This window comes from Rhodanobacter sp. FW510-R10 (genome assembly GCF_058781105.1).
Genome location: NZ_JBYSWL010000001.1, coordinates 1,621,968 through 1,648,372, shown reverse-complemented (window position 1 = coordinate 1,648,372; position 26,405 = coordinate 1,621,968). Strand labels below are relative to the sequence as shown.

At 66.0% G+C, this 26,405-nt stretch carries 19 protein-coding genes; 16 read left to right on the top strand and 3 right to left on the bottom strand.

Going from position 1 to position 26,405, the window contains the following annotated elements; genetic code table 11:
- Positions 1 to 13: 13 nt before the first annotated feature.
- From rseP to AC3WJB_RS06940, 14 genes are all read left to right on the top strand, one after another.
- Positions 14 to 1,360 (top strand): RIP metalloprotease RseP, encoded by a 1,347-nt coding sequence (rseP, locus tag AC3WJB_RS07005; protein WP_492680023.1) that lies wholly within the window; start codon positions 14 to 16, stop codon positions 1,358 to 1,360.
- A gap of 193 nt (positions 1,361 to 1,553) precedes the next feature.
- On the top strand, positions 1,554 to 3,974 hold the full coding sequence (gene bamA, locus AC3WJB_RS07000; protein WP_492680021.1) for an outer membrane protein assembly factor BamA: 2,421 nt from the start codon (positions 1,554 to 1,556) through the stop codon (positions 3,972 to 3,974).
- A gap of 55 nt (positions 3,975 to 4,029) precedes the next feature.
- Positions 4,030 to 5,055, top strand: coding sequence for a UDP-3-O-(3-hydroxymyristoyl)glucosamine N-acyltransferase (gene lpxD, locus AC3WJB_RS06995; protein ID WP_492680019.1), 1,026 nt, complete (start codon positions 4,030 to 4,032; stop codon positions 5,053 to 5,055).
- Positions 5,048 to 5,521 carry a 3-hydroxyacyl-ACP dehydratase FabZ gene (gene fabZ / locus AC3WJB_RS06990; RefSeq protein ID WP_492680017.1) on the top strand — a complete coding sequence of 158 codons (474 nt, stop codon included), beginning with the start codon at positions 5,048 to 5,050 and terminating at the stop codon, positions 5,519 to 5,521. The genes lpxD and fabZ overlap by 8 nt, the downstream gene beginning before the upstream one ends.
- Positions 5,497 to 6,291 (top strand): acyl-ACP--UDP-N-acetylglucosamine O-acyltransferase, encoded by a 795-nt coding sequence (gene lpxA / locus AC3WJB_RS06985; RefSeq protein WP_492683121.1) that lies wholly within the window; start codon positions 5,497 to 5,499, stop codon positions 6,289 to 6,291. Before fabZ ends, lpxA begins: the two co-directional genes overlap by 25 nt.
- 61 nt (positions 6,292 to 6,352) lie before the next feature.
- Positions 6,353 to 7,588 (top strand): lipid-A-disaccharide synthase, encoded by a 1,236-nt coding sequence (gene lpxB / locus AC3WJB_RS06980; protein ID WP_492680015.1) that lies wholly within the window; start codon positions 6,353 to 6,355, stop codon positions 7,586 to 7,588.
- Complete coding sequence (gene rnhB, locus AC3WJB_RS06975; protein ID WP_492680013.1) at positions 7,575 to 8,246, top strand: ribonuclease HII; 672 nt, start codon at positions 7,575 to 7,577, stop codon at positions 8,244 to 8,246. Before lpxB ends, rnhB begins: the two co-directional genes overlap by 14 nt.
- A 60-nt stretch (positions 8,247 to 8,306) precedes the next feature.
- On the top strand, positions 8,307 to 11,849 hold the full coding sequence (gene dnaE, locus AC3WJB_RS06970; protein ID WP_492680011.1) for a DNA polymerase III subunit alpha: 3,543 nt from the start codon (positions 8,307 to 8,309) through the stop codon (positions 11,847 to 11,849).
- Between the two features lie 109 nt (positions 11,850 to 11,958).
- Positions 11,959 to 12,915 (top strand): acetyl-CoA carboxylase carboxyltransferase subunit alpha, encoded by a 957-nt coding sequence (locus AC3WJB_RS06965; protein WP_492680009.1) that lies wholly within the window; start codon positions 11,959 to 11,961, stop codon positions 12,913 to 12,915.
- A gap of 90 nt (positions 12,916 to 13,005) precedes the next feature.
- Entirely contained in the window at positions 13,006 to 13,752 is a 747-nt protein-coding gene (locus AC3WJB_RS06960; protein WP_492680007.1) for an NYN domain-containing protein, read from the top strand.
- Complete coding sequence (tilS, locus tag AC3WJB_RS06955; RefSeq protein WP_492680005.1) at positions 13,749 to 15,104, top strand: tRNA lysidine(34) synthetase TilS; 1,356 nt, start codon at positions 13,749 to 13,751, stop codon at positions 15,102 to 15,104. Before AC3WJB_RS06960 ends, tilS begins: the two co-directional genes overlap by 4 nt.
- Positions 15,105 to 15,115: 11 nt before the next feature.
- Positions 15,116 to 15,370 (top strand): exodeoxyribonuclease VII small subunit, encoded by a 255-nt coding sequence (locus AC3WJB_RS06950; protein ID WP_492680003.1) that lies wholly within the window; start codon positions 15,116 to 15,118, stop codon positions 15,368 to 15,370.
- Positions 15,371 to 15,395: 25 nt separating this feature from the next.
- Positions 15,396 to 16,253, top strand: coding sequence for a polyprenyl synthetase family protein (locus AC3WJB_RS06945; RefSeq protein WP_492680001.1), 858 nt, complete (start codon positions 15,396 to 15,398; stop codon positions 16,251 to 16,253).
- Between the two features lie 111 nt (positions 16,254 to 16,364).
- On the top strand, positions 16,365 to 18,263 hold the full coding sequence (locus AC3WJB_RS06940; protein ID WP_492679999.1) for a M61 family metallopeptidase: 1,899 nt from the start codon (positions 16,365 to 16,367) through the stop codon (positions 18,261 to 18,263).
- Between the two features lie 309 nt (positions 18,264 to 18,572).
- On the opposite strand, the gene AC3WJB_RS06935 is transcribed toward AC3WJB_RS06940, so the two are convergent.
- The 3 genes from AC3WJB_RS06935 to ggt form a co-directional block, all read right to left on the bottom strand.
- Positions 18,573 to 19,631: a serine hydrolase domain-containing protein gene (locus tag AC3WJB_RS06935; protein ID WP_492679997.1), complete on the bottom strand. Its 1,059-nt coding sequence runs from the start codon at positions 19,629 to 19,631 to the stop codon at positions 18,573 to 18,575.
- Between the two features lie 32 nt (positions 19,632 to 19,663).
- Entirely contained in the window at positions 19,664 to 20,389 is a 726-nt protein-coding gene (locus tag AC3WJB_RS06930) for a M15 family metallopeptidase (protein WP_492679995.1), read from the bottom strand.
- An 81-nt stretch (positions 20,390 to 20,470) separates the two neighbouring features.
- Entirely contained in the window at positions 20,471 to 22,372 is a 1,902-nt protein-coding gene (ggt, locus tag AC3WJB_RS06925; RefSeq protein WP_492679993.1) for a gamma-glutamyltransferase, read from the bottom strand.
- A 224-nt stretch (positions 22,373 to 22,596) separates the two neighbouring features.
- Between ggt and AC3WJB_RS06920 the strand changes: the two genes are divergently transcribed.
- Together AC3WJB_RS06920 and AC3WJB_RS06915 are read left to right on the top strand one after the other, a co-directional pair.
- Positions 22,597 to 23,499 (top strand): LysR family transcriptional regulator, encoded by a 903-nt coding sequence (locus AC3WJB_RS06920; protein ID WP_492679991.1) that lies wholly within the window; start codon positions 22,597 to 22,599, stop codon positions 23,497 to 23,499.
- Between the two features lie 316 nt (positions 23,500 to 23,815).
- Positions 23,816 to 26,278, top strand: coding sequence for a TonB-dependent receptor plug domain-containing protein (locus AC3WJB_RS06915; RefSeq protein ID WP_492679989.1), 2,463 nt, complete (start codon positions 23,816 to 23,818; stop codon positions 26,276 to 26,278).
- Positions 26,279 to 26,405 lie beyond the last annotated feature (127 nt).

The window sequence follows — 26,405 nt, the reverse complement described above, 5'->3', positions numbered from 1 at the left end:
AACCCGGTACGTGATGACTCCTTTTCTAGGCTCGGTGTTCTGGCTGCTGGTGACGCTCGGCGTGCTGGTAACCTTCCATGAGTTCGGCCACTTCTGGGTGGCGCGACGCTGCGGCGTCAAGGTGCTGCGCTTCTCCGTCGGTTTTGGCCGGGCGCTGTGGAAGCGCACGGCCCGCGACGGCACGGAATACTGGATCTCGGCGATCCCGCTGGGCGGTTACGTGAAGATGCTGGACGCGCGCGAGGGGCCCGTGGATCCAGCCTTGCGCAACCAGGAATTCACCGGCAAGCCAATCTGGCAGCGCATCCTGATCGTAGCCGCCGGCCCCGGTTTCAACCTGCTGTTCACCCTCCTGGCGTTCTGGGCCATGTTCATGCTCGGCCGACCCGACGTCGCCCCGGTGGTGGCGACCACACCGCACAGCCTGGCCGCGGAGGCCGGCGTGCGCAGCGGCGACCGGATCCTCGAGGTGGACGGCCGTCGCGTGCAGGCCTGGAGCGACGCCATGGACGCGGTGGTCAACGGCATGCTCGAGCACAGCCCGCTGCCGATGACCGTACGCGACACCGACGGCCACACGCGCGAGGTGGTACTGCCGCTCGACCGCCTTCCCGCCAACGGCGCGATCGAGCAATACCTGCCCAAGCTCGGCCTGCAGCCAGCACCGCCCGCGGCCGTAGCGGCAACGGTGATGCCAGGACAACCAGCAGCGCTGGCCGGCGTGCAGCCTGGCGACCGCGTGCTTAGCGTGAATGGCCAACCGGTGGCCGACTTCGTGGCATTTGGCCAATTGGTGCAGACCGAGGCGGCACGCTCGCCGCAACTCGCCCTGGTGGTCCGCCGCGGGACGCAAACCGTCGACCTGACCGTGCGGGCCAAATGGGAATCGCTGGCTGGCCAGCCGTCCAAATGGATCATGGGCGTAGGCGCGCCGCCGGCAGAGGCGGTGACCGTGCATTACGGGCCGCTCAAGGCCACGGCGGCGGCATTCGCCTCGACCTGGCGCAACACCGCGCAGACCTTCACCATGCTGGGCAAGATGCTCAGCGGTGAGACTTCCACGCGCAACCTGTCCAGCGTGATCGGCATTGCCTCGGTGGCCAACGCCTCGGCGCACATGGGCCTGGCGTGGTTCCTGCAGTTCCTGGCCGTGGTCTCGCTCAGCCTGGCCATCCTCAACATCCTGCCCATCCCGCTCCTGGACGGGGGACACCTCCTGTATTATGCGGTGGAACTGATCAAGGGCAGCCCGGTCAGCGAGAAGACCATGGTGGTGGGCCAGTACATCGGCATGGCGCTCTTGTTCGGCTTGATGGGACTGGCGTTCTACAACGATATCCAGCGCATGTTGTTGTCGTGAGCCTGCGCACGTACCATTTCCCGTCCGCTGGTCGCAGCATGGGCGCGCCCGACGGGTCGCATCGAGCCGGCATGCCACGCCGCACGCCACATCGTGGAGCCACCTCGCCGCGCCGGCGGCGTGCTGCTCCGCCTCATTCAATGCCCGGGCTGGCCGCAGCGGCCGGTCCGGCACGAACCCCACGGAATCAACGATGAAGCGTATTGCCGCGCTGATGCTGCTCGCCTCGCTGTCCGCGAACACATTCGCGTTCCAGCCATTCGTCGCCTCGGACATCCGCATCGACGGCCTGAGCCGAATCACCGCCGGCACGGTGCTCAACTACCTGCCGCTGAGCAAGGGCGACCGCGTCACCGACGCCAGCGTGCAGCGCGCCATCCGCGCGCTGTACCAGACCAAGTTCTTCACCGATGTGCAGATGGACCGCGAGGGCGACATCCTGGTGATCAAGGTGGTCGAGCGGCCGTCCATCGCCAAGCTCACGATCCGCGGCAACAAGGACATCAAGACCGATGAGCTGAAGAAGGGATTGAAAGGCATTGGCCTGTCCGAGGGCGAGACGTTCGACCGCCTGGCCCTGGACAACGTGCAGCAGGAACTGGTCCGCCAGTACTACAACCGCGGCAAGTACAACGTGTCGGTCGATCCGCATGTGGTCCAACTGGACCGCAACCGCGTTGCCATCGACATCGAGATCCGCGAGGGCAAGGCGTCCAAGATCCAGGAAATCAACATCGTCGGCAACCATGCATTCAGCGACAAGCAGATCCGCGACGACTTCGAGTCGAACACGCCGGGCTGGCTGTCGTGGTACTCCAAGGACGACCAGTACTCGCGCGAGAAGCTCTCCGGCGACCTGCAGAAGCTGCAGTCGTACTACATGGACCGCGGCTACGCCGACTTCGCGGTGGATTCCACCCAGGTGAGCATCTCGCCGGACAAGCGCAACATGTATATCGACGCAAACATCAAGGAAGGCGAGATCTACACGGTTTCGGCGGTCAAACTGCTTGGCAAGCTGGTATTGCCCGAAGCCACGCTGCGCCAACTGGTGTTCCTGAAGGCCGGCGACACCTTCAACCGCGCCGCCATAGAAAACAGCACGAAGGCCATCAAGGCGGTGATGTCCAACATCGGCTATGCGTATGCCAAGGTCACGCCGATTCCGAAGCTGGACAAGGACAAGCGCACGGTGGAGGTCACCTTGTTCGTGGAGCCTGGTGATCGCGTCTACGTGCGGCGCGTCGTCTTCTCCGGCAACACGCGTACCGAGGACAACGTGCTGCGCCGCGAAATGCGCCAGCTTGAGGGCTCCTGGTACTCACAGGCAGCGCTGGACCGCTCGAAGACGCGCCTGATGCGGCTCGGCTACTTCAAGACCGTCGACATCGACAAGAAGCTGGTGCCAGGCACCACCGACCAGGTCGACGTGACCGTCAAGGTCGAGGAGCAGTCCGCCGGCAGCATGCAGTTCGGCGTCGGCTATTCCCAGTACGCGGGGTTGATCCTCAACGCGTCGGTGTCGCAGAACAACCTGTTCGGCACCGGCGACAGCGTGTCGGTGAGCGGCGAGCGCAGCGTCTACTACACGCGCTTTGGCGTCAATTATTACAACCCGTACCTCACCGACAACGGCGTGGGCATCGGCTACAGCGCGACGTTGTCCAAGACGGATTTCGGCAACACCGACTTCGCCAATTACGCCACGAGCATGAAGAGCTTCTCCAGCTATCTCGGCATCCCGATCAGCGAAACCGATGGCCTGCGTGTCGGCCTCGGTATCAGCAGCAACACCGTCAACCTGATCCCGGGCTTCAGTCCACAGGTGCTGATGGATTACCAGGACCAGATTGGTTTCAAGACAATCCATTCGTGGACCAGCACGCTGGGCTGGACACACGACACCCGTGACCAGTATTGGGCACCAAGCCGCGGCGGCCTGATGTCGGTGTCTGCCGACGTGGCGTTGCCTGGCTCGACCGTGCAGTACTGGAAGCTGAGTACCGAGGCCAACCATTACTGGCGCGTTGGCGGCGGCTTCGTGCTGTATCTGGACGGCCAGATCGGCTACGGCAAGGCATACGGCGGCAACGGCGTGAGCGACGCGCAACTGGCGACGTTGCAGGCCAACGCCCTGGCTGGCGATCCGGCGCACGTCATCACCGACATGCGCAACGACCTGCCGTTCTGGCAGAACTATTACTCCGGCGGCGTGCGCGACGTCCGTGGCTTCCAGGACAACACGCTGGGCCCGCGCGTGTGCATTAGCACCGGCACGGTGGCCAATCCCGCCGGCCTGTGCCCGGCTGGCTACTATTCGCAGCCGATCGGCGGCGCGTTCAAGGTGCTGGGCACGGCACAAGTCTTCATTCCCCTGCCGTTCCTCAAGAACGTCAACACCGCGCGCGTGTCGTGGTTCGTGGACGTCGGCAATGTCTACAAGGACTACAAGAGCTTCGATGCCAGCACGCTGCGCGCATCGACCGGCGTCGCGCTGCAGTGGCAGGCGCCCATCGGGCCGCTGATCATCAGCCTGGCGGTGCCGTTCCGCAGCCAGCCGCAGGATCGGCACTACGAGGAGCGCATCCAGTTCACCTTCGGCAGCCAGTTTTAACCGCATCGGGCGTGGCCGCACCGCGCCCGATGTCGCAATGCGGAGCGCTCCAGGCATGGATACGTCCTACCGGTTGGCCGAGTTGGCCAAGCAATTTCAACTGGGCCTGCACGGCGACGGGACGGTCTGCGTCACCGGGGTGAACACGTTGGCCAAGGCCACGCCCGGCCAATTGGCGTTCATTGCCAGCGCGGGCTACCTGCCGCAACTTGCCGCCACGCACGCCGGCGCGGTGGTGCTCGCCGCGGAGCATCTCGCGGCCTGCCCGCGCCCGGCACTGGTCGCCGCCAACCCGCATGCCGCGTTTGCACGCATCGCCGCCCTGTTTGAGCGTACCGACCCGGTCGTGCCGGGCATCCATCCGAGTGCCGTCATCGCCGCCAGTGCCGAGGTGGATGCCACGGCGAGCATTGGCCCTGGCTGCGTGGTGGGCGAGCGCTCACGCATCGGCGCCGGCGTCGTGCTCGGCCCGCACTGCAGTGTCGGCACTGACTGCGTTCTCGGCACCGGTACGCGCCTGGTGGCCCGGGTCAGCCTGGTCACCCGTGTCCACCTGGGCGCCCGGGTGCTGATCCACCCCGGCGCCGTGTTGGGCGCCGACGGCTTCGGTCTCGCGTTCGACCGCGACCATTGGCTCAAGGTGCCGCAGTTGGGTGGCGTGCGCGTCGGCGACGATTGCGAGATCGGCGCCAACACCACGATCGACCGTGGCGCATTGGAAGACACCGTGCTGGAAGAGGACGTGCGCCTCGACAACCAGATCCAGATCGCGCACAACGTATACATCGGCGCACACACCGCAATGGCGGGTTGCGCGGCCGTGGCCGGCAGCGCCAGGATCGGGCGCTACTGCATGATCGGCGGCAACGCCGGGGTGCTGGGTCATCTGGAACTGGCGGACCGGGTTACCATTACCGCCAAGAGCCTGGTGACCCATTCCATCCGCGAGCCGGGGGAATATTCCTCGGGCTTACCGTTGCAGGCAAACCGGCACTGGCGCAGGAACGCCGCCCGCTTCAAGCATCTGGACGAATTCGCACGCCGCCTCTCGGCGATCGAAAAGGACCGCAACAATGATTGAACAAACCGCAGGCATGCCCATGCCCGTCACCGTGGAGCAGATCAAGGAGCTGCTGCCGCACCGCTTTCCTTTCCTGCTGGTCGACCGGGTGGTGGAGCTGGTGCCGGATGCCAGGGTGGTCGCGATCAAGAACGTCACCTTCAACGAGCCGTTTTTCCAGGGCCATTTCCAAGGCCATTCGGTGATGCCGGGCGTGCTCATCATCGAGGCCATGGCGCAAGCTGCCGGCCTGCTCACCCAGCTCAGCAACCGCATCAAGGGCAACGACGACAAGCCGTTCTTCTACCTGGTCAAGGTCGACAACGCCCGGTTCAACGCGATGGTCACCCCGGGCGATCAGTTGCGCCTGGAAGTCGTGCAAAAACGTGTGATGCGCAGCATGGGCCTGTTCGCCGCGCACGCCAGCGTTGACGGCAAGGAAGTGGCCAGTTGCGAATTGATGTGCGCGGCCAGGACCGCCCAGTGATCCACCCCAGCGCGCAGATCGATCCGGCAGCCGTGATCGGCAAGGACGTCAGCATCGGCGCCTACAGCATCATCGGTGCCGAGGTCGAAATCGGCGAGGGTACGGTGGTCGGCCCGCACGTCGTGATCGAGGGCCCGACGCGTATTGGCCGGGACAACCGCATCACCCAGTTCGCCTCGCTTGGTGGCGATCCGCAGGACAAGAAATTCGCCGGCGAGCGCACCGAGCTCGTCATCGGCGACCGCAACCTGATCCGCGAGTTCGTCACCATCAACCGCGGCACGCGCGGCGGCGGCGGCATCACCCGCCTGGGCGACGACAACTGGGTGCTGGCCTACGTGCACATTGCACACGACTGCCAGATTGGCAGCCACGTGGTGTTCTCCAACTATTCGGCCCTTGCCGGGCACGTGGAGATTGGCGACTGGACGATACTTTCCGGCTATTCCGGCGTGCACCAGTTCTGCAAGGTCGGCGTCCACGCCTTCATCGGCATGGGCTGCCTGGTCGGCAACGACGTGCTGCCGTTCGTGACCATGGCCAACGACCAGCATGGACGGCCGCGCGGCATCAACAGCGAAGGACTGAAGCGCCGCGGCTTCGCTGCCGAACGCATTGGCGCCATCAAGCGCGCCTACCGTACGCTGTACATGGCCGGCCTGCCGCTGCCCGAGGCGCGCGCGCAGCTTGCCGCGCAGGCGGAGGACAACGCCGACGTGCGCCTCATGCTGGAATTCGTCGAACGCAGCGAGCGCGCGCTCGCGCGCTGATGACACGCCAGGCTACGCCAGCCATGGCAAGCTCGATCACGCCGTACCTGCGGAGCCAGCCATGAACGACACCGGCGTCACGCGCACCGCGGCAAACGAGCCGCACGCGCCGCTCATGGCCATCCTGGCTGGAGAGGATTCAGGCGACCTGCTCGGCGCCGAATTGATCGCTGCCTTGCGCCAACGTTGCCCCACGGCGCGCTTCGTCGGCATCGGCGGCAAGCACATGCGCGCGCAGGGCTGCACCTGCTGGTACGACATTGGCGAGCTATCACTGTTTGGGTTGAGCGAGGTCGTCGGCCACCTGCCGCGCCTGCTGCGGCTGAGGCGGGCCCTGGTGCGGCGCCTGCTTGCCGCCCGCCCGGACGTCGTCGTCGGCATCGACGCGCCGGATTTCAACCTCGGCGTGGAGCGGCACCTGAAGCGTGCCGGCGTGCGCACCGTGCACTACGTCAGCCCCTCGGTGTGGGCCTGGCGCGAGCAGCGGGCACGCAAGATCAGCCGCAGCGCGGACCGCGTGCTGTGCCTGTTCCCGATGGAGCCGGCCATCTATGCCCGCTATGGCGTCGATGCGCGTTTCGTCGGCCACCCGCTGGCGGACCGTTTCGCGCTGGTCGCTGACCGCGCGGCAGCACGGCAGGCACTCCAACTCACAGGGCAGTGCCCAGTGCTGGCGGTATTGCCCGGCAGCCGTCCCTCCGAGCTGGCGCGCCTGGGGCGGATTTTCCTCGATGCCGCCGCCAGGATCGGCGCTGAATTGCCGGAACTGCGCGTGGTGATACCCGCGGCCAATGCAACGCTGCATGCCCGGCTCGTCGAGCTGCTCGCCCGGACGCCACGCATGGAGCATCCCCCATTGCTCATCGACGGCCATGCCCATGAGACCATGCTGGCTGCCGACGTGGTGTTGCTGGCCTCGGGCACGGCGACGCTCGAAGCGATGCTGGCGAAGCGCCCCATGGTGGTCGGTTACCGCGTGGCCCCATCGAGCTATTTCCTGGCGCGTGTGCTTGGCATGCTCAAGACCGACGTCTACGCGCTGCCAAATATCCTCGCGCGCGCCAGCGGGCGGACTGGCGCCCTGCTGGTCCCCGAGTTGATGCAGGACCAGTGCACGGCGGAAAATCTTGCCGCCGCCACGCTGGAACTGTTCCGCGACAGCGCGCGGCGGGCGCACATCGTGGAGTGCTTCGAGGAGCTGCACCGCGGACTCAAGGTCGGCGCGCAAGGCAGCGCCGCCGAACGCGCCGCCGACGCGGTGCTCGAATTGCTGGAGGCTCCCGATGCCAGGGCATGAGGGCAAGCTGATCGGGCACTCCGCTGCGCGCGTCCTCGCCGCCGGCCGGCGACTGGTCGCGGGTGTCGACGAGGCCGGCCGCGGACCGTTGGCCGGTCCGCTGGCCGTCGCCGCGGTCATCCTCGACCAGGACCACCCCATCGAGGGCCTGGACGATTCCAAGAAGCTGAGCCCCGCAAGACGCGAAACCCTATATGCGCATATCGTCGCCAGCGCGCGGGCCTGGAGCGTGGTGCTGGTGGAGGTGGAGGAGATCGACCGCATCAATATCCTGCAAGCCACCCTGGCCGGCATGAGCCGTGCCTTGCGTACCCTCCGCGTGGCCGCCGAGGAGGCCTGGATCGATGGCAACCAGCTGCCGCGCGACCTGCCCTGCCCGGGCCGCACCATCGTCGGCGGCGATGCGCTGGAACCGGCGATCAGCGCCGCCTCGATCATCGCCAAGGTGACCCGCGACCGGTTGATGACCGCGCTGGACGCCACCTGGCCAGGGTATGGCTTTGCCCTGCACAAGGGCTACGCCACGCGCCTGCACCTGGAGGCGCTCGAGCGCCTGGGCCCCTGCCCACTGCACCGCCACAGCTTCGCTCCGGTGCATGCGGCGCTCGCCCAGTTGTCGCTGTTTCCCGGCGGCAGCCGATACCGTGCAGGGGGTTGAGCCGCGCGGCGCAAGTTGCGCTTGCCGCCGCCGGAGCCGCCGGGTAGCCTGCCAGATCGCATGACCGCCTGCTATGTCCACCTGCACCTGCACAGCGAGTTTTCGCTGGTCGACTCGACGATCCGTATCCCCGCCCTGGTGGAGATGGCGGCGCGTGCACGCATGCCGGCATTGACGCTGACCGACGAAAGCAACATGTTCGCCCTGGTGAAGTTCTACAAGGCGTGCGTGGCGGCCGGCATCAAGCCCATTGGCGGCTGCGACCTGTGGATTGCCGATGCCGATGATGCGCAGCCCTGGCGGCTCACCGTGTTGTGCCAGGATCACGCGGGCTACGCCAACCTCTCGCGCCTGGTCTCCCGGGCCTGGCGCGATGGCCAGCGGGGTGGCCGGGCCCTGGTCGACCCGCAATGGCTGGATGCCGGGGCCAGCGACGGCCTGCTTGCATTGCTGGGCCGGGAAAGCCGGGCGGCGCGCCTCGCCACCCAGGGCGACCCCAACGCCGCACGGCAGGCGACCCACGCTTGGCAGCAGGTGTTCGACGACCGCCTGTACCTGGAAGTCACCCGCTGCGGCCGCGAGGGCGAAGAAGATTGGCTGCGGCACGCGCTGCCGCTGGCCGAACAGCTCGCCTTGCCGGTGGTGGCGAGCAACGACGTGCGTTTCCTGCGCCAGGACGACTTCGAAGCGCACGATGCGCGTGTGTGCATCAACCAGGGCCGCGTGCTCGCCGACCGCAAGCGCCCGCATGACTACAGCGACCAGCAGTACCTGAAGACGCCGACCGAAATGGCGGCTTTGTTCTCCGACCTCCCCGAGCTGCTGGAGAACACGGTCGAACTGGCCAAGCGGTGCAACCTGGAGCTTAGCTTCGGGCATTACTCCCTGCCCGACTTCCCGGTGCCCGAAGGCCATGACCTCGACAGCCACATCCGCGAAACGGCGCGTGCCGGGTTGCGGGAGCGGCTGGCGCATGCGCCGCTGGCCAACGGCTACACCCTGACGGACTACGAGACGCGGCTCGAACGCGAGCTGGACGTGATCACCCGCATGGGGTTCTCCGGCTACTTCCTGATCGTCGCGGACTTCATCAACTGGGCCAAGCACAACGACATCCCGGTAGGGCCTGGCCGTGGCTCCGGCGCCGGCTCGCTCGTGGCCTGGTCGATCAAGATCACCGACCTCGACCCACTGCAGTTCAACCTGCTGTTTGAGCGCTTCCTCAACCCCGACCGCATCTCGATGCCGGACTTCGACGTCGACTTCTGCATGGACCGGCGCGACGAGGTCATCGACTACGTGTCGCGAAAGTACGGCCGCGACCGGGTCAGCCAGATCATCACCTTCGGCTCGATGGCCGCCAAGGCGGTGTTGCGCGATTCCGGGCGCGTGCTCGGCATGGGCTACAGCCAGGTCGACCGCCTGGCCAAGCTGATCCCGCTGCGTCCGCTCGACTTGACCTTGTCCGATGCACTTGGTACCTCGGAGAAATCCAGGCAGGAACCCGAACGCGTAGTCCGCGAATTCTGCGCCGCCTACGAGCAGGACGAGGACGCGCGGGTGCTCATCGATCTCGCGCTGAAGCTGGAGAACCTGACCCGCAATGTCGGCAAGCATGCCGGCGGCGTGGTCATCGCCCCGACACCACTGACCGATTTCTCGCCGATGTATTGCGAGCCCGGCGGCGGCGGCATGGTGACGCAATACGACAAGAATGACGTCGAGGCCGTGGGCCTGGTGAAGTTCGACTTCCTCGGCCTGCGCACGCTGACCATCATCGACTGGGCAGTCAAGGCGATCAATGCGCGGCGGGCGCAGGATCCAAACGGCCAGGAGCCACTCGACCTGTCCAAGCTGCCGCTGGACGACCCGGACACGTTCGACCTGCTGCGCCACGCGCAGACCGTGGCCGTGTTCCAGCTCGAATCGAGCGGCATGCAGCGCATGCTCAAGGACGCCCAGCCGGACCGCTTCGAGGACATCATTGCGCTCGGTGCGCTGTACCGCCCCGGGCCGATGGACCTCATCCCCAGTTTCATCGCGCGCAAGCACGGGCGCGAGTCGGTGGATTATCCCGACCCGCGCGTCGAGCCGGTGCTGCGGGAAACCTACGGCATCATGGTGTACCAGGAACAGGTGATGCAGGTCGCACAGATCATCGGCGGCTACAGCCTGGGCGGCGCCGACCTGTTGCGCCGCGCGATGGGCAAGAAAGACGCGGCCAAGATGGCCAAGGAACGCCACAAGTTCCGCGAAGGCGCCGCCGAGCATGGCCTGAGCGACGCAAAGGCCGATGCGATCTTCGACCTCATGGAGAAATTCGCCGGCTACGGCTTCAACAAGTCGCACGCGGCTGCGTACGCCCTGGTCAGCTACCAGACGGCATGGCTGAAGGCCCACTACCCTGCCGAGTTCCTCGCCGCCACGCTGTCCTCGGACATGGACAACACCGACAAGGTGGTGACCTTCCTCAACGAGGCACGCGCGCTCAAACTGCAGGTCAAGCCGCCCGATGTCAACGTCTCGGGCTACATGTTCACCGCCCCGGCCGCCGACACCATCGACTACGGACTGGGCGCAATCAAGGGTGTCGGCCGTGGTGCCTGCGAGGCGATCGTCGCCGGCCGCGAACAAGATCGTTACGTGGACCTCGCTGATTTTTGCCGGCGGGTCGACCCAGGCAAGCTCAACCGGCGGGTCATCGAGGCCCTGATCATGGCCGGCGCATTGGATGGTCTGGCTGAGAATCGTGCCAGCCTCATGGCGCAATTGCCGGATGCGGTGCGTGCCGCCGAGCAAGCGCTGCACGACCGCCAAGCCGGGCAAAATGACATGTTTGGCACCGCCGGCAGCCTGGCCATGCCCGTGCTTGGCATCGAACTGCCGACCGTGGCCCCGTGGCCGCTTGAACAGGTGCTCCAAGGTGAACGCAATACGCTCGGGCATTACCTTTCGGGCCACCCCACCGACCCCTGGCGCGAGGAACTCGCGCAACTTGCCACCTGTCCGCTGGGCGAAATCGCGGCGCGCTACCAGCCGCCGCGCCCGCGTAAAGAAAACGACGACGGCAGCCGCTTCCGCCGCGGCCCGGACACACCATGGAGCGTGGCCGGCATGGTGGCCGCCGTGCGCAAGCGCGGCGACAGCGATGCCTTCGTGCGCATCGAGGACAGCACGGGAGCCATCGAGGTCAGTTTCTTCGGCGAGCTGTACCAGCAGATCGCGCCGCTGCTCACCCGCGACGCCATGCTGGTGGTCGAAGGTGGCTTGCGCATCGACGATTTCTCCGGTGGTGGGTTCCAGTTGCGCGCGCGCAGCGCCTGCTCGCTGGCGGACGCCTGCCGCAGCCGGGCGCGTCTGCTGCAACTCCGGTTGAACCCGGTCGGCGCGGACTTCGTCGGCCGCCTGCGCGGTGTCCTGAGCGGCTACCTGGGTGGCGGCGCCAGCGTCACCCTGCGCGGCTACCGCAACCAGGGCGCACAAGCCGACCTGGAACTCGGCGAGGACTGGCGCATCCACGCCATCCCGGACCTGCTGCGCGCCGTGCGCGCCATGCCCGAGGTACGCGCCGCCAACCTGCAACTGGTGCGTCAAGGCAATTGAGCGCGGCACATCGGCCGCCGACGGACAACCGCGTGACACCAGCCAGCCAGGCCCCCCATGCCGCGCGGAACGGTATACTGGAGCGCTTTAAAGCGGCAAACTGCAGCGAATGAATCCGAACTTCATCGATTTCGAACAACCGATCGCCGAGCTCGAGGCCAAGATCGAGGAATTGCGGCACACCAGCGACGGGCAGGCGTTTGACATCGACGACGACGTTCGCCGCCTGCGGGAAAAGCTCAAGCTGAAGACGAACGACATCTTTCGCAACCTGAGCTCCTGGCAAAAGACCCAGCTGTCCCGCCACCCGGCACGACCCTATACGCTCGACTACATCGGCGTGATGTGCGAAGAATTCCACGAGCTGGCCGGGGACCGCATGTATGCGGACGATCCGGCCATCGTGGGCGGCCTGGGCCGGATCAACGGCCGGCCGGTGATGATCATCGGCCACCAGAAGGGCCGCGACACCAAGACCAAGATTCGCCGCAACTTCGGCATGCCGCGGCCCGAGGGCTACCGCAAGGCGCTGCGCCTGATGCAAATGGCCGCGCGCTTCAAGCTGCCGGTGCTGACCCTGATCGACACCCCGGGAGCCTATCCGGGCGTGGGCGCCGAAGAACGCGGCCAGAGCGAGGCGATTGCCCGCAACCTGCTGGAAATGTCGCAGTTGCCGGTGCCTATCGTGTGCACGGTGATTGGCGAGGGTGGCTCGGGTGGTGCACTGGCGATCGGCGTCGGTGACTACACGATCATGCTGCAGTACGCGACCTATTCGGTGATCACGCCAGAGGGTTGCGCCTCGATCCTGTGGAAGAGCGCCGACAAGGCCAAGGAGGCCGCCGAGGCGCTGGGCATGACCGCCCCGCGGTTGCTGGAGCTTGGCCTGATCGACAAGGTCGTCCGCGAGCCTTTGGGCGGCGCCCACCGCAACCCGCACTCGATGGCGGTCAGGTTGAAGGCCGTGTTGCTGCAGCAACTGGACCGGCTGGCGGCCATACCCGTCCCGGAGTTGCTCGAGCAGCGCTATCAGCGCCTGCGCGGCTACGGCGCGTTCCAGGAATAGCCCCCGGGCCGGCTTGCCCCGTATCCCTCATCAATCGTGGGAGTGTCCTCGGCGCTATCATCGGCAGACCCCACTGTCGGACGCCTCGCCATGCCCCAGGACACCGCGAAACTCGCCGTGCTCATCGACGCCGACAACGCGCGGCCGGCGATCATCGACGGGCTGCTGGCAGAAGTGGCCAAATACGGCACGGCCCACGTCAAGCGCAGCTACGGCGACTGGACCAAGCCAGACCTCAACGGCTGGAAGGAAGTGCTGCTGCGCTACTCGATCCAGCCCATACAGCAGTTCCGCTATACCGTCGGCAAGAATGCCACGGACTCGGCCATGATCATCGACGCGCTGGACCTGCTCTACACCGGGCGCTTCGACGGCTTCTGCATCGTCTCCAGCGACAGCGACTTCACCCGCCTCGCCTCGCGCATCCGCGAATCCGGCCTGATCGTGTACGGCTTCGGCGAAAAGAAGACACCCGAGCCTTTCCGCACCGCCTGCGACAAGTTCATCTATACCGAAGTGCTGGCAGCCACCGATGCGACGACCGCCGAAGCCGAAGCCGCGCCGAAGAAGCGCACGGCCAGGGAGCTGCGCGGCGATTCACGCTTGATGAACCTGCTGCGCGGGGCCATCGAAGCCGCCTCCGACGACACCGGCTGGGCCAGCCTGGGTGTCGTGGGCAGCATCATCAACAAGCAATCGCCGGATTTCGATCCGCGCAACTACGGCTACTCGAAGCTGAGCGGGCTGATCAGGAGCATCGGTTTGTTCGAAACCGAGGAGCGCCATATCGGCAGCGGCAAGCACCTCTACGTACGGACTTTGTCCGGCAAGAAATGAGCATCGATTTGCAGGCGCAGCTGCGGGCTGCGCTGGCTGACGTCCCGGATGCACCCTTGTGCGTGGCCTTCAGCGGTGGGCCGGATTCAACCGCGCTGCTGCATGCGCTGGCACAGCTCCCCGCAGCGCGCGCGCGCGGCCTGCGCGCATTGCACGTCGATCACCGCCTGCAGGCGCAGAGCACCGCCTGGGCCGAGCATTGCCGGGCCTTCTGCACCACGCTGGACGTGTCCTTGACCGTCCTCGTAGTGCAGGTGCAACGCGGCCGCGGCGACGGCCTGGAAGCAGCGGCGCGCGAGGCGCGTTACGCCGCCCTGGCCGCCGAACTGCGCGCCGGCGAATGCCTGGTGCTGGCCCAGCACCGCGATGACCAGGCCGAAACCGTACTGCTGAAACTCCTGCGCGGCGCCGGTCCCGAAGGCCTCGGCGGCATGCGGCCACTGCGCATGTTCGGCGCCGGGTGGCTGTGGCGGCCACTGCTGTCATGTTCGCGCCAGATCCTGCTCGGCTACGTCGACGCAGCGCAGCTGCCAGTCATCGAGGATCCGTCCAACGACGACATCCGGCTGGCGCGCAATTTCCTGCGCCACCGCATCATGCCGCAACTGCTGCAACAGTGGCCGCATGCGGTCTCCGCGATCGTGCACAGTGCCAAATTGAATCGCGCGGCGGCCGATGCGCTGCAGGCCCGGTGGCTGCCCGAGCTCGAGCGCTTGCGCGACCCCGCGAACGGCAGCCTGGACGCCGCCGGCTGGCTGGCGCTCGAGCCGGCGCTGCGCCACCCCCTGCTCGACCATTGGCTGCATACGGCCGGCCTGCATGCGCCGACCACAGCGCAACGCCAGCAGATCGAGCGCCAATGCCAGGCCCAGGCCGGTCGGGTGCCGCGCATCCGCTGGCGGCAGACCGAACTGCGCATCTGGAAGGGAAGGCTGTGGGCCATGCCTTCGCAAGACACACCGCCGGCAGACTGGGCAGTCGCCTGGCAAGGCCAGGAGGTCACTCTGCCCGGTGGCGGCAGCTTTTCCCTGCAGCCACCTGGCGCACGCCTGCCAGCTCCCGTCACCCTGCGCCTGCGCCAGGGCGGGGAACGCCTCAAGCCAATGGGCGCCCCTTACACCCGCGACGTGCGCGACCTGTTCCAGCAAGGCGCGGTGCCGCCCTGGCAACGCCACACCTGTCCCCTCATCTATGAACACGGCGAACTGCTGGCAGTGGCGGACCGATGGGCCAGCGCGCGGGGCGAGGCGCTATTTGCCGCAGCCGGGGCACGCCCCGCCTGGCGGCCCACCGCGGCGCCGACCAGCACCCTCCCACCACCGCCGATTGATTCCACTCCGGCACTGCGTTAGCGTTGTCGGCCATGGCCAACCCCGACACCACCGTGCCCACCCTGCCCCCAGCGGACTTCGAGCAGGCCCTGGACGAACTCGAACGACTGGTGGCGCAGATGGAAGGCGGAGAGCTGAGCCTGGAGGAATCCCTCAGCTCGTTCGAACGTGGCATTGGTCTATTCCGGCAATGCCAGCAGTCATTGGAGCAGGCCGAACTTCGCGTGCGGCTGTTGCTCGATCCGGACGCTCCCGAAAGCGCTGAGCCATTTGAACCCCGACCCTGACCTCGGCCCGGCACTGCAGGCATTGATGGCCCGCACCGAACGTGCGCTGGAACGCTGCCTGACGCCTGACGGAAAATCCCCCGCACTCCTGCACGAGGCCATGCGCTACGCGGTGCTCGGCGGCGGCAAGCGCCTGCGCCCGTTGCTGGTCTACGCCACCGCCGACTCGCTGGGCCACGATGCGCCAGGCCTTGACGCGCTGGCTTGCGCGGTGGAGCTGATCCACTCGTACTCGCTGGTGCACGACGACCTGCCGGCGATGGACAACGATGCGTTGCGGCGTGGCCGGCCGACCTGCCACGTGGTGTTCGGCGAAGCCATGGCCATCCTCGCCGGTGATGCGCTGCAGGCACTCGCGTTTGAACTGCTGGCCAGGGACACCGGACCCGGCGCCGGGCCTGCGCTGACCCTGCGCATGCTTGGCGTTCTCGGCCGCGCCTGTGGCGCCGGCGGCATGGCCGGGGGCCAGGCCCTGGACCTCGCGGCGGTGGGCCGAACGTTGACCCTGGCCGAACTCGAGCACATGCACGCGTGCAAGACCGGGGCGCTGATCGGCGCCGCGGTCCGCCTCGGCGCCATGGCGGGTGGCGCCGATGGCGTCACGCTGGATGCGCTGGACCACTATGCCCACGCACTCGGTTTGGCTTTCCAGATCCGCGATGACATTCTCGACGTGGACGGCGAATCAAAGGTCCTGGGCAAGACCGCCGGCAAGGACGCCGCTGCCGACAAACCAACCTTCCCCTCAGTCATCGGCATGCCGGCCGCCGTGGCCCGGCTCGAAGAGTTGACGGTCGCCGCGCTCGCTGCGATCGCGCCGCTGGGCGAACATGGCGCGCTGCTGCGCGAGTTGGCGCTGTACGCCGCCAAGCGCAGCCATTGACGCCCTGCCCCATGCTCGTCGGAGGCCCTGGCGGCGAAGTGAGGATTGGCACATGGCGACTGCGCCGGCCCGGCCTAACATGGCGGCATCTGGTCGAACGGAGTCAGGCGCATGAAATTGCCTGCAGTGCTGCTGGGCGCCATCGCGCTCAGCATCGGCACGCCGTGCCTCGCCCAAGGCGGCAATCCGCCCGCAGCCGCCACCGTCGCCTTGAGCGTACGCCTGCCGGACCCAGTGCAGAAATTGCTCTATGTCCACGAAGTCATCCCGGTCGCGCCCGGGCCATTGACGCTGTACTACCCGAAATGGATCCCCGGCGACCATTCGCCGGACGGCCCGGTGAACGAGCTCATGGGGCTGGAAGTCAGCGCCAACGGCAAGCGCATCGCCTGGCATCGCGATGAGCTGGACCGCTACACGTTCCACCTGACCGTGCCGCCAGCGGTCGGCCAAATCGACGTCAACTTCCAGTTCTCGCCGACCGATCGGGTAACCCCGAATCTGCTGGACCTCACCTGGGACCAGGTTGCGCTGTACCGCGCCGGCGTGCCGACGAGGGCGCAACTGTTCCAGCCGAGCCTGGACATCCCCGCCGACTGGCAATACGCCAGCGCGCTGGATACCGCGCGGCGCAGCGGCCGACAGATCACGTTCAAGCCCGTGCCGTTCAATACCCTGGTCGATTCACCAGTGATCGCCGGCAAATATTTCCGCCAGGTCGACCTCACGCCGCATGGTTCCACCGTGCGCCGCTATCTCGACCTGGTGGGCGACGACGCCCAGGCCATCGCCATCACCGAGGCACAGCTCGCGGCCTACCGCCGCCTGATCGGGCAGGCCCAGGCACTGTTCCAATCCCATCATTACGACGCCTACCACCTGCTGCTGACCCTGAGTGACCACACCTCGGTGGGCGGCCTGGAGCACCACCAATCCAGCGACGACCGCGCGCGCGGCGGCGCGAAGACGCTGGCCGATGCCGGGCACTTCATGCTCGACGCCTCGCTGCTGCCGCACGAATACACGCACTCGTGGAACGGCAAGTTCATGCGTCCGGCCGGCCTCTGGCAACCCGATTTCGAGCAGCCCGAGCGGCCCAAGATGCTGTGGTCCTACGAGGGCTTGACCGTATACCTGGGTGACGTGCTGACCGCGCGCAGCGGCCTGTGGTCGGCCGATACCTGGCGCGACGTGGTCGCCTACCGCGCCGCGGTCATGGCGCACCGGACCGGCCGCGACTGGCGGCCGCTGGTCGACACCACGATCGCGGTGGACTATGGCGCGCCCGAGGCCTGGGCGAATTGGCGCCGGCAAAACGATTTCTACCGCGAGGGCCAGTTGCTGTGGCTGGCCGTCGACATGCAAATCCGCAAGCTGAGCGATGACCGGCGTTCCATCGACGACCTGGCGCGCAACTTCTTCGGCGTCGACGATGGCAGTTCCGTCACGCATACCTATACCTTCGACGATCTGGTCGCCGCCCTGACCAAGGTCCAGCCCTACGGCTGGGCCGGCTTCCTGCAGTGTTGGGTGGATGGCACCAGGGCGGACGTGCCGCTCTTGTCTGGCATCGCCGCCAGCGGCTGGCGCCTGGTCTACACCAACCAGCCTTCGCGTTACGAACAGGCGCTGGAAAACGTCGGCATGGGTGAACTCGAGGACTCGGAGGTCAACGAGATGTTCTCGCTGGGCCTGGCGCTGACCCAATCGGGCGTGGTCAAGGACGTGCTGTGGCAGGGACCGGCATTCAAGGCCGGCTTCGCGCCGCACCTGCGGCTCCTCTCAGTCGACGGCCACGCCTACAGCACGGCGGCATTGCGCGCCGCCATCGTGCAGGCACAGCGCAGCAAGCAGCCCATCCACATCCGCGCCGAAGGCGACGGCGTCAGCCGGCTGTACGCGGTCGACTACCACGGCGGCCTCAAGTATCCGCACTTGGTCCGCGCACCGGGCACGACGGATTACCTGAAGGAAGTACTCACGCCGCGCCCCGCGCCCAGCGGCTCCTGATCCGCGCCGGACGCCTGCAGGGAGCCTGGGCGCCAAAAAGTGCGATGTGACGGGCTACTCAGCTACGCGATTTTTTCGACGTAGAACCATCACTTCCCCGTCATTCCCGCGAAAGCGGGAATCCAGTGCCTTGGCTGTTCCAAGTAATCCAAAGACACTGGATCCCCGCTTTCGCGGGGATGACGAGGCTTGGGAGTTCCGCGTCGGACCAGATGCCATTCGCATGAAAATATGACAGGTCGGCAAACCGTCATGTCGCCGGCCCAAAACGAATGTGCCTCAGCCGCATGTGTTCCCTAGCCATGCCGCTCAGGGGGTCAGGAACAACTGACCGATGGTCACGGCGAGGGGGTAGGGCCGGCCGTGGTTGCGGTTGCTGAGGATCACCACGGTCAGGTGTTGCCGGGGCCAGCGCACGATGACGTTGCGAAAGCCCATGGTCTCACCAGAGTGCCAAAGACTGCCGTCGCCGCCAACCCGCCAGCCATAGCCGTAGCTGAAATCGGGATCGTCAAGCGGGTCTTGCGCGCTGAAGGCCGCGTGCCGCGAAGCCGCGTTGAGCAGGCGGTCGTCGTAGAGCGCCGCATCCCACTTCTGCATGTCGTCGATGGAGGTATAGACGCCGCCATCGCCGCGCGTGGCGCTGGTAACGCTCTGGTCGGTACGCACCCACTTGCCGTCGATCCGGCTGTAGCCGTAGGCGCGATCGTCCACCTGGGGGCCGCGCTGGTGTTCGTAGAGCAGCGTGCGCTGCATGCCCAACGGCTGGAAGATCCGCTGGCGCATGAAGTCCGCCAGGTCCATGCCCGAGGCGCGCTCGACAATCAGGCCCAGCAGCACGTAGCCGCCGTTGCTGTAGCGGTGCGCGCTGCCGGGTGCGAAATAGACACGCTGCTGGCTGGCGATCAGTCGCAGCACGTCGGTGTCGTCGATCTGCACCGTGGTCGTCGCCGGAATGAGATCCTCGTAGTCGACCAGACCACCGGTGTGGTCGAGCAGGTTGGCGATGGTGATCGCCGCATCGCTGGGCGGAAGTTCCGGCAGCCACTTGCGTATGGAATCGGTGAGCTGCAGCTTGCCGTCCTGGTGCAGCAGGAGGATGGATGCGGCGGTGAATTGCTTGGTCACCGAGGCCAGCCGATAGTTCGTGGCCGGCGTGGTCTGGGCGTGTTCCTCCAGGTCGGCGTAGCCATAACCGCGCCGGATGACCGCCTTGCCGTCCTTGATCACCAACAGCGACGCACCGGGCCCGCCGCCGGCGTAGCGGCTCATCAACGCGTCGATCTGCGCGGTATGCGTCTGTGCATGCGCGATGGCACCGATGCCGAGCATGGCCACGGCAGTCCAGGCAAGCAGCACACGAGGCATGGCGGGTTCCGTCAGTTGGCGTAGGGCGAAGGCTATTGCACCGGCACGTTATACAGCGCCGTGGGCTGCGGATGCATGGCCAAGGTGTAGTGCCACCACTCCATGGGGTAGTTCTCGAAGCCCCGCGCGGCCATGGCCCGGCGCAGCAGGTCCCGGTTGGCGTGCTGGGCGGCGGTCACCTGCTTGGAATCGGTATGCGCGCGCGGGTCGAACATGTCGAAATGCGTGCCCATGTCCAGCGGCTGGCAATGCGCATCGTGCCGGTCGCAGCGCATCAGGGTCAGGTCGGTCGTGGCGCCGCGGCTGTGGTTGGACACCGGCGCAATGTAGTCGCCGAGCAACTGGCTCTTGTCGAGGTTCGGATAGTGCCCGACCTTGGTGCGCTGGTCCGCCAGGTCCTGGCCCCAGCGTACGAACGCCGCCACGGCGCGGGTCGGCCGGTAGCAATCCCACAACTTCAGACGCATGTGCCGCTTGCGCAGGGATTGTTCCACCCGGGCCAGCGCCTCAGCCGCCGGCCGCAGCAGGAAGCACTTCGCCGCGCGGTAGCCGTCCACTGGCGCGCCGGTGAAGTTGTCGCTGCCAGCGTACTTGATGTCCTCGGCCATGTCCGGCACCAGCGAGCGGATGTCCACCATGCCCGCCTCGTCCATCGTCGTTGCCGGCGATACCGCGGCTGGCGCCTGGGCCGGGAGGCCAGCGGCCAACGCGCACAGGGCAATGCAGAGCATGGCCAGGGGCAGCTTACGAGGGATCATGCGACCTCCACGGAACGACTTATTCACCACTGCACGACACCGCCACGGCTGCCGCCGGAACCAGCGGTGGCAACCGCGCGGTCAATAACCGGCGGCCAGGCCTGCCGGACGCCGCAGGTCATCGTTGGCGCCTTCGAGCAAACCGGTCTTGGGATTGACCAGGATCGCTTCGACGGCGCCGCCGCGGAAATCCTTGAACGTGTAACCCATGCCTTCCAGCGTCTGCCGCGCCTCGGGCGTGAGCATGCCCTGGCCGACGTAGACGACGTCCGGATACCACTGCTGGTGCAGACGCGGCGCGTTGACCGCCTGCTGCATGTTCATGCCGAAATCGACCACGTTGAGGAAGCTCTCCAGCACCGACGAGATGATGGTGGCGCTGCCCGGGCTGCCGGTGAGCATGAACACCTTGCCGTCATGCAGCACGATCGTCGGCGTCATCGAGCTCAGCGGGCGCTTGCCCGGTTCGATCTGGTTGATCGCGCCCTGCACCAGGCCGGCGCCGTTGGCGACCCCGGGCTTGGCGGTGAAGTCGTCCATCTCGTCGTTCAGGAAAAAGCCGGTGTCGCCGGCAATTTGCTTGTTCCCGAACAGGAAGTTGACGGTGTAGGTCACGGCGACGGCGTTGCCGTCCTTGTCGACCACCGAGTAATGCGTGGTGTGGTTGCCCTCGGGCGCACCGAGGCTGCCGGTGATCTCCGACGAGGGCGTGGCCTTGTCCGGGAGTATGCCGGCGCGCAGCTTCACCGCGTGTCCGGGGGAGAGCAACTCGTCGATCGGGTTGTGCACGAAGGCCGGATCGCCCAGGTAGGTGTTGCGGTCGGCAAACGCGCGGCGCTCGGCCTCGACCAGATAATGCACGGTGTCCACCGAACCATAGCCCCACTTGGCGAAGTCATAGGGCTTGATGATCTGCAGGATCAGGCACAGGGTGGTGCCGCCGGAACTCGGCGGCGGCGCAGAGATGATGGTGTAGCCGTGGTACTCGCACTGGATCGGCTTTACCCATTGCGCGCTGTAGTCGGCAAAGTCCTTAAGCGACAGGATGCCGCCATTGGCGTCACTGGCCTTGACCACGGCCTTGGCGATGGGCCCCTTGTAGAACGCGTCGGTTCCGCCGTCCGCGATCAGTTGCAGCGTATGCGCCAGTTGCTTCTGCACCAGGCGGTCGCCGACTTTCCAGGGCTTGCCGTCGTTGAGGAAGATGGCCGCCACATTGGCATGTTCGGCAAACGCCTTGGTGTGCGGGACGAGGCTCTCGATGTCGCCCTGCTGGAGCACGTAGCCTTCGCTGGCCAGCTTGATCGCCGGCGCCATCACCTGCTTCAGCGACATCGTGCCGTACGCCTTCAATGCGGTATTGAGGCCCATGACCGTGCCGGGCACGCCGACCGCCAGGTAAGTGTCGGTGCTGCGGTCCGGCACCACGTTGCCCTGGGCGTCCTGGAACATGGTCGGCGTCGCCTTTAGCGGCGCCTTCTCGCGGAAATTCAGGAACAGGCTGCGGCCGTCCTTGAGGCGGATGTTCATGAAGCCGCCGCCGCCAATGTTGCCGCAGCACGAATGCACCACCGCCTCGGCGTAGCCGACCGCGACCGCGGCATCCACCGCGTTGCCGCCCTGCTTCAGGATGTCCACTCCGGCCTGCGTGGCGTAGTGCTGCGCGCTCACCACCATGGCGTGCTCCGCGATGACCGGCCTGGCCTTGGCCAGGTCCTCCCTGGTGACGGCGACGGCGTCACCGGTCTCATCGGGATTGACCGCAGCGCCTGGATGCACGCTGCCCGCCACCGCAGGCGCCTGCGCCGAAGCAGTGCCCGCTGGCGCCGGGACCATCGGCGCGCCGCCTCCGGAACAAGCAGCGATACCCAACACCGATAACACCACCGCCAACTTGAGCAGCCAGGGATATGGTGTGCCCTGCGCTGAGGCACTCCGGCGGTTCGATCCAGACTTGGCTTGCGGGGCAGCTTGCTTCGACATGCGTTTCTCTCCACGAACACCCGCTTCAAACATAATCAACAAGCAGCAAACGCCGCCAATGAAAAGACTGGCACCGGGCATAACTGCCAGTTCTGCCATCCATGCCATTTGGCACCCCTGGCTGCCGGCAAGTGCCATCGGGCGGTGATTGGGTGGAGCGTGGGGACAAATTGATCTCATGGCATGCTCGACTAGAATGAAAAGGACCGGGGAGAAAAGTCGATATGCGGCTGCGCCAGATCGAACTGTTCCATGCTGTCCTGACCACCGGCAGCCTGACCGGCGCCGCCGACCTGTTGAACATTTCGCAACCTGCCGCCAGCAAGGCCTTGCAGCACGCGGAGCAGCAGTTGGGCTTCGCCTTGTTCAGCCGCGTGCGTGGGCGCCTGCAACCCACCAAGGAAGCGCTGCTGTTGCGGAACCGCGTGGAAAACATCGCCCAGGAACTCCACGACCTGCAGCGCCTGACGGCGAACATCGCCCGCCCGGACAGCGCCCCGCTGCGCGTGACCTGCACGCCCACGGTAGCGCAGACCATGTTGCCCGACGCGGTCATGCTGCTGCGCAAGGCGTTTCCGGACACCATAGCCGAGCTGTCCACCCAGCACTCCGCGGTGATGTATGAGTCCATCCTGCTGCACGAAGCCGACATCGGCTTCACCATGCAGGACTTCGGCCATCCGGCGGTGCGACGCGAACCCTTGTGCGACGGCCAGGTCATGGTCATCGCGCCACCCGGCTGGTGGTCGGAGGCGGAAGTAGCCGAACCATTGCCGCTCAGCGCGCTCGCCGGGCGGCCGATGATCGGCATCGCCATACACGACGTTTTCGGCAGCATGCTGCACAGCCAGCTCGCGCATGTGGCCCCGCCACCGAAGACGGCCGTGTGGGTGCAAACCTACCAGCTCGCCTATGCCCTGGTCGCCCGCGGTCAAGGCCTCGCCTTGGTCGACCCTTTCACGGCCTCTTGCGACCAGGGCCAAACCGTACAAACTCGTCCACTGAAACTCCAACTGGACGTCGTGCTTTATGCGGTCTACCGGATGGACAGTCCGCTGAATCCGGTACAGCAGCGTTTTCTCGACATCATGCGCGAGCTTGCCACGCAAATGCTGGGCCCGGTTTGACGATACCCGGCCACGTTGTTGCCACAACCTGAAGTTATACCTGGTAGCGGTCTTTTCATTGGTGGTTTTGAGTACGCCGTGACTATGCTCGAACGGCGAGCACGGGGGGAGACCATGGCCACGATCATGCGCATGACATGAACACACGAAGAGGCTGGCCGTCCTGCCACAACACCATGCGGCGGCACCACCAGGGTGATCATCAACGCACGGATATTGCTCCGGCAACTCCTGATTTCCCCATTCAAGCGACTTGGCGGCTCTGCACGCCAACCGCCGGCAACTCACTACCGGAAACCCAAACAAGGAGACCCATATGAACAAGCACCGCAACTGGATCGCCCCGTTCGCCCCGACCTTGTTGGCGAGCGCGGTGCTGGCGGCGCTCAGCCTGCCTGCAGCGGCACAGGATGCCACCCAGACACCCGCCACCCGGGCCACCGAGCTCAAGACCGTCATCGTCACCGGCACCCGTGCCGGCAACCGCACGGAAACCAGCTCGCTGACGCCGATCGACGTGATTCCAGCGCAGGTGCTGAAGGACACCGGCACGATCGATCTCACCCAGGCGCTGGCCCGCGCAATCCCGTCGCTGAACTTCCCATTTGCGCCCGCGTCGGACACGTTCGCGTTCCAGCGCCCGTTCGAGCTGCGCGGCTTGTCGCCGGACCAGGTGCTGATCCTGGTCGACGGCAAGCGCTGGCATTCGGGCGCCCTGCTGCTCAGCCTGGGCCAAGTGGGCCAGGGTTCGCAGGGCGTAGACCTCAACACGATCCCGCTGGCGGCCATCGACCACGTCGAGGTGCTGCGCGACGGCGCGTCCGCGCAATATGGTTCGGACGCCCTGGCCGGCGTGGTCAACATCATCCTCAAGAAGGGCGCCAAGGGCGGTGACATCCTGGCCAGCCACGGCGAATACTCGGCTGGCGACGGACCGCAATGGCAGGCCTCCTCGGACTTCGGCATCCCGCTCGGCGGCGACAAGGGTTGGCTGCGCCTGACGCTGGACAAGAGCAACCAGAGTCCCACCAATCGCGCCGGCGTCGACCGCCGGCCAGGATTGACCCAGTTGGGCGCAAAGTTCCAGTTCGGCGTGGTCTCGTTCAAGAACCAGAACCTGTTCCTGAACTCGCAATACGACTTCACCCCGAACGTCCAGTTCTATGCCTTTGGCCACTTTGGCCAGCGCGTCGGCGAGCCGCGCGGCTTCTTCCGCTACGGAAGCAACACGCCCTACCCGAACAACCCGCTGGTTGGGCTCGTCTACCCTGATGGCTTCCTGCCCCGGGAGCACGGCGATTCACTCGACCGTTCGTTGGTCCTGGGCTTGCGTGGCGAAGTGGACGGTTGGCACTGGGATGTGAACGCAAACTACGGCAGCAACCGCGTTTACTACAGCACACTGAACACCACGAACTACGCGCTGCTGAACGATTTCGGCAGCAGTCCAACCGGTTTCCATGACGGCACCTTGACTGCCGCGCAGCAGACCTTCGACATCGACATTTCCAAGGATGTCGCGGTGGGCTGGCTGCAAAATCCGGTCACGGTCTCGTTCGGCACGCAATATCTGCGGCAAAGCTACCAGGTGGAAGCGGGGGAGTTTGGCTCGTGGTACGTCGGCACTTCCGGCGTGCGCGGCGGGGCACAAGGTTTTGCCGGTTGGGGCCCGCAGGATGCGATCTCGGTATCCCGACACGACGTGGCTGAATACATCCAGTTGGAAACCAACCTCACGGACAAATTGAGCACCTCGCTGGCGGCGCGCCATGAGGACTATTCGGACTTCGGCACCACGACCTCGGGCGCGCTCTCGCTGCGCTTCGACTTCACCGACTCTTTCGCGCTGCGCGGGAGCGCCTCCACCGGATTCCGCGCACCGGGCCTGGGCCAGCAACATTACTCGGAAACCACCTCCGCATTCCAGGGACCAGGCAATTCATTGGGCTTGCCACCGGGCATCTACCTGCGCGGCCTGGTACCGGTGAACAATCCCATTGCGTTGCTGCTCGGCAGCGAGCCACTGAAGGCTGAAAAGTCCCGCAACTACACATTTGGCATGGTGTGGAATCCGTCCAACGCCTTTACGCTGACTGTGGATGCCTACCAGATCACCGTCAGTGACCGCATCGCCTTGTCGAGTTCGCTTTCCACCGCACTCCCCGTCGTCAAGGACTACCTGGCCGCGAACGGCATCACCTCAGTGCCTTACAGCGGCATTTCGTACTTCACCAATGCTGGCGACGTGCGCAGCCAGGGCGTCGACTGGGTCTCGACGTGGAACAAGACCTTCGACAACGGCAGCACACTGATGTCGACGTTGTCTGCGACCTACAACAAGAACAAGGTGACCGGCGTGCGTCCGAACCCGCCAGTGCTGGATGCGCTGGGTGTGATCTTCGTCCGCCTCAACCGTTCGGCAATCAAGGGGCTGCTGGCCGACACCTCGCCGCGCAGCAAGGTGATCTGGAGCGAGACCTACAAGTTCGGCAATTGGAGCCTGAGCGGCACCGCCACGCGTTACGGTCGTATCACCAGCTACGGCTCGACGAGTTACCTGGACGATATCGTATATCCGCACAAGTGGATCGTCGATCTCTCAGGCAGCTACAACCTGGACAACTGGACGTTCACGCTGGGCGCCGACAACGTGTTCAACACCTATCCGAAGAAGACGCCCCAGAGCTCCGACAACAATGGCGTGTTCCCGTACTCGTCCAGTTCGCCGTTCGGCTTCCAGGGTGCGTACGTCTACGGCAAGGTCGCGTTCCACTGGTAAGCACGCACGAAGCGCCAACCTCCCTCGTCAAGGCCCAGCCGCACCGGGCCTTGGCGGAAGGATGGGCGCATGGCGCACTCAAGCAGCAAACATGGCACGCCGGTGCTACGCCCACAGGCAGTCGTGA

Bases quoted from the DNA above. Each gene is read 5' to 3' on its own strand.
- rnhB (WP_492680013.1), top strand. From the start codon at position 7,575: ATGCCAGGGCATGAGGGCAAGCTGATCGGGCACTCCGCTGCGCGCGTC.
- dnaE (WP_492680011.1), top strand. From the start codon at position 8,307: ATGACCGCCTGCTATGTCCACCTGCACCTGCACAGCGAGTTTTCGCTG.
- AC3WJB_RS06960 (WP_492680007.1), top strand. From the start codon at position 13,006: ATGCCCCAGGACACCGCGAAACTCGCCGTGCTCATCGACGCCGACAAC.
- AC3WJB_RS06950 (WP_492680003.1), top strand. From the start codon at position 15,116: ATGGCCAACCCCGACACCACCGTGCCCACCCTGCCCCCAGCGGACTTC.
- lpxB (WP_492680015.1), top strand. From the start codon at position 6,353: ATGAACGACACCGGCGTCACGCGCACCGCGGCAAACGAGCCGCACGCG.
- AC3WJB_RS06930 (WP_492679995.1), bottom strand. From the start codon at position 20,389: ATGATCCCTCGTAAGCTGCCCCTGGCCATGCTCTGCATTGCCCTGTGC.
- AC3WJB_RS06920 (WP_492679991.1), top strand. From the start codon at position 22,597: ATGCGGCTGCGCCAGATCGAACTGTTCCATGCTGTCCTGACCACCGGC.
- AC3WJB_RS06940 (WP_492679999.1), top strand. From the start codon at position 16,365: ATGAAATTGCCTGCAGTGCTGCTGGGCGCCATCGCGCTCAGCATCGGC.
- bamA (WP_492680021.1), top strand. From the start codon at position 1,554: ATGAAGCGTATTGCCGCGCTGATGCTGCTCGCCTCGCTGTCCGCGAAC.
- lpxD (WP_492680019.1), top strand. From the start codon at position 4,030: ATGGATACGTCCTACCGGTTGGCCGAGTTGGCCAAGCAATTTCAACTG.
- fabZ (WP_492680017.1), top strand. From the start codon at position 5,048: ATGATTGAACAAACCGCAGGCATGCCCATGCCCGTCACCGTGGAGCAG.
- ggt (WP_492679993.1), bottom strand. From the start codon at position 22,372: ATGTCGAAGCAAGCTGCCCCGCAAGCCAAGTCTGGATCGAACCGCCGG.
- rseP (WP_492680023.1), top strand. From the start codon at position 14: ATGACTCCTTTTCTAGGCTCGGTGTTCTGGCTGCTGGTGACGCTCGGC.
- AC3WJB_RS06915 (WP_492679989.1), top strand. From the start codon at position 23,816: ATGAACAAGCACCGCAACTGGATCGCCCCGTTCGCCCCGACCTTGTTG.
- AC3WJB_RS06965 (WP_492680009.1), top strand. From the start codon at position 11,959: ATGAATCCGAACTTCATCGATTTCGAACAACCGATCGCCGAGCTCGAG.
- tilS (WP_492680005.1), top strand. From the start codon at position 13,749: ATGAGCATCGATTTGCAGGCGCAGCTGCGGGCTGCGCTGGCTGACGTC.
- AC3WJB_RS06945 (WP_492680001.1), top strand. From the start codon at position 15,396: ATGGCCCGCACCGAACGTGCGCTGGAACGCTGCCTGACGCCTGACGGA.
- AC3WJB_RS06935 (WP_492679997.1), bottom strand. From the start codon at position 19,631: ATGCCTCGTGTGCTGCTTGCCTGGACTGCCGTGGCCATGCTCGGCATC.